A 5,544-nucleotide genomic window follows, 5' to 3' on the forward strand; every position below is an offset into this window, starting at 1 on the left:
GTAGTATTCTTCGACGATCCGATAGAGCAGGGTTTGCTCGGGCCGGTGACGCTGGTAACGACCAGTGTTCTCGTCCCGGCTGGCCATCCTGGCCGCCACTTGGGGCATGATCCGCATCCTTGCGATAGCCATAGCTAAACTCGGGTGCCTCGTCATCAGGCCCGAGGCGAATACTGCCAAAGCGTGACAACCCCAACCAGAGTGTAAAAATGACAAAGCCACTGGTCACTAATAAGTACAACCAGCCAAAGTCATCAGCGGTCGCATCCAGTGCTTTTTGCGCTAACTCTTGAACGCCATCAGGGTTACTGACTGTGGCAATTAAAAACAAACCAATAAAGAGTATTGATAGGTAAAAAACGGTTCCTACGTCTCCTAAAAGACGGTTTACCCATTGCTTAAACGTACTCATTACTTTCCTTAGAACTTACTATTTAACTAACTATTTCTTACAGGCAACCACTTGAACGACTGCTCCTTTACCCTGGTGATAGTTTCCTTCAGAGATTTCACGCTCTACTTCAGCACCTATTATAAAATCCAAACCGTTTAGTTCTTGCTGCAACCCTTCAAGCGACATAAACATATCTATTTGCGAGGCAGGAGGACCACCCACTCCATCCATGTCAATATGAGCAGCTGTATAGGCTTCTAGCATAAAGACGCCATTTTCTTTTAATGCAGCCACTGCCTGCTTATGCAATTTCAACCGTAACTCAAGAGGCACATGAGCGAAAATTGAAACGATGCCATCCCAAGCGTCTACGCCTAAATCATACTCATTTAAGTTGGCTACCACTGTGGTGATTTTTACACCCTGTTCAGCCGCCAATTTGTGTGCTTTTTCTAAGCCGACGCTAGACTGGTCAACCGCTGTAACGTCATAACCTTGCTTGGCTAAAAACACAGCATTGCGACCTTCACCTTCGGCTAAGCAAAGAACCTTACCTCCTTTAGGTAATTTAGAAAATTCGGCTTGTAATAAATAAAGGCACTCAAGATTTTTATGCTTATTTTTCTAATTGGGAAGCTGTTCTATTTACCCAAATATCGGAAGATGTTATTTTTGCCTTTAACGAATACGCAGCATTAATACGCGAAGACTTGTTTGTTGCAGATGACGAGGAATTTGAGGTTTTAGCAGTTATAAACCTCTCTCCAACTAAAGATGTTAATGGAAATTATGGTCTAATTTTTTATACCGCAATCGAAGACGAAGAGATCAATGAATATAATGCAGGTATGCTTTTTTCTGATATAGTGCTAGTTTACGATAATGGATATTTTAACACTGTTCGCTTTGAGGACATAATTGATGAAGATCAAGAAACAATATTGGATGAAGGCATTCATAATACAAGAATTGAGATTGAAGGTTATGAGTTTGAAATAAAAATTAAAACCATTTTAGATGAAATATCAAGCGATGATTTTTCAAAAAACTTGGCATTTAATAATAAAATTGAAATTGATATAGACTCTGAATCCGTTAAATTAGGCTCCACTTTAGAAGAAGTCTTAAGCGACATGAAACTAAGTTTATATCTAGGAATTTATTATATAAATCACCACAAACATTCTAATGTTCAAGTTACAAAAGATATGGTTGTTTCTTATGACATTGACACAGAAGGATACGGCTTTATAGTTATCAAATATACTGTTGATGAAAAAGATTATTTCACCTCAAAAACCTTTTTAGTTGCTAAAGATGGGGATGTAATACATGATTCACAAGTTATAATTAATATAGCCGATATGGATCTTTCTGACATAACTGATTATTCTGACATAATTGACTATGGTGTTAGCTATGCCTCATATGGTTCAATCAACAGAAATCCATTACTAATTGTGCCAATGGATTTGGATTTTTCGGGTCTAAAATTAGATTTTGAGGTACTAATTTACGATCTCTACGATTTTAATGAAATTTCAAATGAGTTTATTACCGTTTTAATAGGTGAGGATTTTGTATATGACAACACAAGTGTCGGTTTACAATGGATAACGATTAATGCAATCGACTCTAATGATGATACTTATGAATTCCAACTCTTAATTGCTGTCTACGATAACAATGATGAAAACTATGCAATACCTTATCTATCACATGAATTTGTCAATATACTAGGCGATTATAGGTTTCAAGAGGGATATGGTGTCGAAGGCATAAAATACGATGAAGAATCTCAAAAATTTCTTTATGCAGAATATATAGATATATATTATTGGGGAATTGATGAGCCTAAAACTTTTTACTTGTCCGAAACAAATTTTAAAAATGGCTTTTTTGCACTTACTCTAAATGTTTGGGGAATTGACGTAGACTTCACGGTGCCAGTATGAGAGTAAAATACTAAACATATTAAAATCTAATGTTTTGGTTAAATATTAACATATAAAAGTTGTGAAGAATTTAATAATCATCACATCTTTTTTTATGCAAATTTTTATTTGGTTTAAGATTTGTAACCAGTATTAGTAGTTTTTTATATGTAAAAACACCATTATTTTGTATGCTTGCTATATGTCCAATTTAAATGGCAATAGTTGACAAACTGTACGTTTCATCTTATAATTAATTATATAAACTATTAAAGATTATGCAATTAAAGGGAATTTATGGAAAGAAATATTAGGGATTCACAAAATTTCTTACACGATAAAAAATTAGTTAGTAGCCTTGTTGAAAATAGCAATATAAATAATACTGACATTGTATATGAAATAGGTCCGGGAAAAGGCATAATAACCGAACATTTATTAAGAGTAAGTAAAAGTGTAATTGCAATTGAATTAGACACCTCTTTGTATCAATTTTTAAAGCAAAACTTGAATAGTGAAAAACTAACACTTATCAATCAAGATTTTATGAACATAAAACTTCCTGATGGCAATTATAAAGTTTTTTCTAATATACCGTTTAATATGACGGGAGAAATCTTAACAAGATTACTAACAGCAATCAACCCGCCACAAGATATGTATATTATAATGCAGTACGAAGCAATGTTAAAATACGCAGGCACTCCATATTATAAAGACACATTAAAATCACTTATGTTCAAACCGTTATATGATATAAAACTGGCTTATGAGTTTTTGCCTTCAGATTTTAAACCAAAACCCAACGTGTCTATAGTTCTTGTGCATTTCCATAAAAAAGAATATTGTGATATAAAAAAAGCAACAATGTTAGAATATTGGGATTTTTTATCATATATGTATACTGCCCCAGGATTAAATTTTAAACAAAAAACAAAAAATATTTTTTCTTATGAACAGCAAAAACGTTTGAAAAAAATTATCAATTTAGATAGTGAACTAAATTTTTCCGATTGGACATATATTCAATGGATTAAAATGTTCGATACATATAAGCAGTTTGTATGCCAAGACAAGAAAAAACTCGTAGAAGGTTCTTATCAAAAACTTTTAAAAGAACAATCAAAATTAGAAAAAGTCCACAGAAGCAGAACTCAAAGATATTAAATAAAAGGGTACTTAATTGGAAAAAGGTTACTACTTATTTGCATATGTAGAGATAAACAAGTATGCCAATTTTTATAAAACAGATACAAAAAGGCACGACCAAAATATTTCACTTTGGGAATATGATGGTGGTAAATTGTCATTATTAAGATATTGGGAACTAGAGCGTTTATCCAGAATAAAACATCATAATAAAGCTTTTTATTCTGAAACTCAATTCAAAAATATTGTAAATGTTTTATTATCTGAATTTAATCTGCAATTATCAGATATAAAAGAGTATAGGAAGAATAAACGGAGTATAGGAAGAATAAACGCCGTTTTTCTCCAAGTCCAGCCACTGTAGACCGCGAATGACGGCCTGCTTTGCCAGTGGGTGATTCTGAATCCGGCCCGTGTAGCCATCGATCCCGCCGAAAATTCACCCGTTTTTCCCGACAGCCGGGGCCAACCCAAGCCGCCGGCATAACGCATCCCTGCCGCGGCTGAATTACCGCAGCATCGTGATCGGAATCGTTTGGGACGGGTCAGGTAAACAGACCCGGCGACAGGCCAGCCGGTGGTGCCCGGCTCTCGGGCAACGGGCTGGACTCGTTGGTTTCGGCTTTTTGCTTCAGATGGTCGAGGATCTGCTTGATCACTACCGGATCTTCAATACAGGCAATCACCTTCATGGCACCGCCGCATTCGCTGCAAGTCTCGATGTCGATTTGGAATACACGCTTGAGCCGCTGTGCCCATTTCATCGACGCTCGCCGCCCAGCGGGTGTTGGCGGCTCATCCGATACCTTGACCTTTTTGCTCCCCTTGCCCCTCATGGCAGGTGTAACCAGGGCGCGGTGCTTGCTGTTGGGCGCAAACACCCCATGAAACCGGGTAAGGTTCACACGTGGCTTCGGCACCAACGCCGACAGTCTTGCGATGAAGTCCAGCGGCTCAAAGATCACATGCGTGGTGCCGTCCCGGTACGGCGTCTTAAGCTGGTAGCGCACGTTGCCATTCTTCGTGAGCGACAGCCGTTTCTCAGACACCGCCGGGCGGCTGATGTAGTGGCACAGCCGTTCGAGTTTGCTGCGCTCATGGGCCTTGGCCGCTACGCCGGCATGTAGCGAGAAACCGGCAACCTTACCGGGCATGTCACCAAACTGATCTTCCGGGTCGCAGGCGGGCAGTGTCTGCAGGGTGAACACCTTGCGCCCTGCCTGTGGCCCCACGGCGATGCGATACGTGATGGAATGCCCCAGCAGTGGAGTCATCGCATCTTCATCCACCGCATCCAAGGCCAGGTAACTGTTTTCAGCATCCCGCTCCAGTAGGCCTTGCCGCTCCAAATAGCGGCCGACCCGATGGGCGATGGTGTGCGCCAGTTGGGTGAGTTCGGCGCTGGTCGGCGCCCTGACCCAGAGGAACCGGGCTGTTCCATTGGGACGCTCAACGTACACGCCATCGAGGAACAGCATGTGAAAGTGAATGTTGAGGTTCAGTGCACTGCCGAAGCGCTGGATCAGGGTGACGGCACCGGTCTTGGCCGCTTGGTGGGTATAGCCCGCTTTCTTGACCAGATGCGTGGCGATGACGCGGTAAACGATGCCCAACACCCGGCCCATGACCTCCGGCCGGCTGGCGAACAGAAAGCGCAATTGAAAGGGAAAGCTGAGTACCCATTGGCGCATGGGCTGTACGGGCAGAACCTCATCGACCAGTAGCGCGGCGCTTTCGGCCATACGCCGTGCGCCACAACTAGGACAGAAGCCCCGACGTTTGCAGCTGAACGCAACCAGGTGCTCAGCGTGACACGACTCACAACGCACCCGCAGAAAGCCGTGTTCGAGACGGCCGCATTTGAGGTAGTCGTCAAACTCGCGTTGCACATAGCCGGGCAGTTCCCTGCCCTGCGCCGCCAAATGGGCAGCGAACGTCGGGTAGTATTCTTCGACGATCCGATAGAGCAGGGTTTGCTCGGGCCGGTGACGCTGGTAACGACCAGTGTTCTCGTCCCGGCTGGCCATCCTGGCCGCCACTTGGGGCATGATCCGCATCCTTGCGATA

At 41.6% G+C, this 5,544-nt stretch carries 4 protein-coding genes and 2 pseudogenes; 3 read left to right on the plus strand and 3 right to left on the minus strand.

Translation table 11 applies throughout. The features are described 5' to 3' along the window. Nucleotides 1–190: 190 nt before the first annotated feature. Nucleotides 191–412, minus strand: a pseudogene (locus FTU70_RS14465) (BCCT family transporter); the annotation flags it as partial. Nucleotides 413–442: 30 nt separating this feature from the next. Next, nucleotides 443–955, minus strand: a pseudogene (locus FTU70_RS14080) (class I SAM-dependent methyltransferase); the annotation flags it as partial. Between the two features lie 149 nt (nucleotides 956–1,104). Between FTU70_RS14080 and FTU70_RS14085 the strand changes: the two are divergent. The 3 genes from FTU70_RS14085 to FTU70_RS14095 all read left to right on the plus strand — a co-directional run bounded on the left by FTU70_RS14085 (nucleotide 1,105) and on the right by FTU70_RS14095 (nucleotide 3,841). Then, nucleotides 1,105–2,349: a hypothetical protein gene (locus FTU70_RS14085; protein WP_179990686.1), complete on the plus strand. Its 1,245-nt coding sequence runs from the start codon at nucleotides 1,105–1,107 to the stop codon at nucleotides 2,347–2,349. Nucleotides 2,350–2,625: 276 nt separating this feature from the next. Then, on the plus strand, nucleotides 2,626–3,495 hold the full coding sequence (gene erm, locus FTU70_RS14090) for a 23S ribosomal RNA methyltransferase Erm (protein ID WP_107318659.1): 870 nt from the start codon (nucleotides 2,626–2,628) through the stop codon (nucleotides 3,493–3,495). A gap of 16 nt (nucleotides 3,496–3,511) precedes the next feature. Next, entirely contained in the window at nucleotides 3,512–3,841 is a 330-nt protein-coding gene (locus FTU70_RS14095; protein WP_180060780.1) for a hypothetical protein, read from the plus strand. Between the two features lie 181 nt (nucleotides 3,842–4,022). Here the strand turns inward: FTU70_RS14095 and FTU70_RS14100 are convergent, their stop codons facing one another. Next, a complete protein-coding gene (locus tag FTU70_RS14100; protein ID WP_138773302.1) occupies nucleotides 4,023–5,525 on the minus strand; it encodes an IS91 family transposase in 1,503 nt (500 codons plus the stop codon). Nucleotides 5,526–5,544 lie beyond the last annotated feature (19 nt).

The organism is Acinetobacter sp. YH12135, assembly GCF_013418565.1.
Classification (GTDB): domain Bacteria; phylum Pseudomonadota; class Gammaproteobacteria; order Pseudomonadales; family Moraxellaceae; genus Acinetobacter; species Acinetobacter towneri.

Coding starts and splice junctions, on each gene's coding strand:
- erm (WP_107318659.1), top strand. CDS start 2,626: ATGGAAAGAAATATTAGGGATTCACAAAATTTCTTACACGATAAAAAA.
- FTU70_RS14100 (WP_138773302.1), bottom strand. CDS start 5,525: ATGCCCCAAGTGGCGGCCAGGATGGCCAGCCGGGACGAGAACACTGGT.